At 74.5% G+C, this 1707-nt stretch carries 2 protein-coding genes; one reads left to right on the top strand and one right to left on the bottom strand.

Annotated elements, in window-relative coordinates; all coding sequences use genetic code 11:
* Positions 1 to 599, top strand: a 599-nt coding sequence (locus ACTIR_RS26870; RefSeq protein WP_052583942.1) for a class F sortase, incomplete at its 5' end; no start/stop codon positions are given.
* Positions 600 to 620: 21 nt separating this feature from the next.
* On the opposite strand, the gene ACTIR_RS24170 is transcribed toward ACTIR_RS26870, so the two are convergent.
* Positions 621 to 1707: DUF885 domain-containing protein (locus ACTIR_RS24170; protein WP_034240874.1), on the bottom strand; the 1087-nt coding region annotated here is incomplete at its 5' end.

The raw sequence follows: 1707 nt of genomic DNA, 5'->3' as shown, positions 1-1707 counted from the left end.
TGGCGACGGCGCTCACGGCGGTGGCGCTGCTGCGGTCGAGCGGCACCGACACGACGGACCCGGCGGCCACCCTCCCGGGGGCGGACACGACGACACCCCCGCGGGGGCCACTGGCCGTGGCGGCTCCGCCCACGTCCCGCACCTCCCTCCGCGAATCCGTCCCGACCCGGGTGTCCGTGCCCGCGGTGGGGATCGACACCGGGTCCGTCATCGAGCTGCACCGCACCACGGGCGGGGGCATGGAGGTGCCCGGGCACGCGGGGATCGTCGGCTGGCTGGCCACCACGCCCACCCCGGGTGAACCGGGCGCCGCCGTCCTGACCGGGCACGCCAGCTACGCGGCGGAGCGCGGGGTCTTCGCCGGGATCTCCCGGCTGCGCGCGGGCGACGAGATCACCGTCCACCGCGCGGACGGCACCGGGGCGACGTTCACCGTCGACCGGGTCGACCGCGTCCCGCACGATCACGCGCTGGAACGCGCGACCGCGCCCACCGGGAGCCGGACGCTGCGGCTGCTCACCACGACCGGGGTGTTCGACCGTACGGGTGACGACCCCGGGGCCGTGCTGGTGTCCGCCCGGCTGACCACCGTCGAGTGAACGCCACCGGCCGGTGGTGCCTCAGCGCCGGTCGGCGATCCAGCGGTCGACGACGTCGGCGAGCACCGTCATCGGCAGCGCGCCCCCGGACAGCACGAGATCGTGGAAGTCGCGGACGTCGAACGCCGCGCCGAGCTCCCGTTCCGCCCGCGCCCGGAGCCGCTGGATCTCCAACCGCCCGACCATGTAGGACAGTGCCTGCCCCGGGTAGCCGATGTAGCGGTCCACCTCCGCGACGATCTCCACCGTCGGCAGCGGGGTGTTGCGTTCGAGGAAGTCGATCGCCTGCTGCCGGGTCCAGCCCAGTGCGTGCAGCCCGGTGTCCACGACCAGCCTGCCCGCGCGCATCGAATCGCTGCTCAGCAGGCCGAGCAGCGCGACGTCGTCGGAGTACAGGCCCATCTCGTCGGCGAGGCGTTCCGAGTACAGCCCCCAGCCCTCGCTGTAGGCGTTGAAGCCGCTGATCCGGCGCAACAGCGGCAGGTCGGTGAGTCCGAGCGCGGTGCTGAGCTGGAAGTGGTGCCCCGGAATCACCTCGTGGAACGCGATCGATTCGAGCGTGTGCCGGAACCGCTCGGTCACCCGGTACGTGTTGGCGAAGTACGTGCCGGGCCGGGACCCGTCGGCCGAGGGCAGCAGGTAGTACCCCGCCGCCGCCCCCGGGGCCTCCGCCTCGGGCACCGGCTCCACCACCCACGGCTGCGGCGGGATGCGGCCGAACCACCGGGGCGCCTCCCGCTCGGCCCGGGTGACGGCGGACCGCGCCGCCTCCAGCAGCTCCTCGCCGTTGTCCCAGCGCAACGCGGGGTCGGTGCGCAGCCGCCCGAAGATCTCACCGAGGTCGGCGGTGCCGAACACCCGCTGACCGATCCGGGCGTACTCCCGCGCCAGGTCGTCGATCAGTTCCAGTCCGGTCTCGTGCAGCCGCTCGGGCGCCTGGTCGGTGGTGGTGTGCACCCGGGCGAGTGCGGCGTAGCGCTCGCGACCGTCCGGCAGGTGGCACAGCCCGGGCCGCTCCTCGGGCCGGCCGTGCGGGGCGATCTCCCGGTCGAGCACGTCGCGGTAGGTGGCGAACGCGGGCCGGACCACCTCGGCCAGCAGGCGGGCA

This window comes from Saccharomonospora iraqiensis subsp. iraqiensis (genome assembly GCF_000430445.1).
In the GTDB taxonomy this organism is placed as follows: domain Bacteria; phylum Actinomycetota; class Actinomycetes; order Mycobacteriales; family Pseudonocardiaceae; genus Saccharomonospora; species Saccharomonospora iraqiensis.
This window is presented reverse-complemented; position numbering and strand designations above follow the sequence as displayed.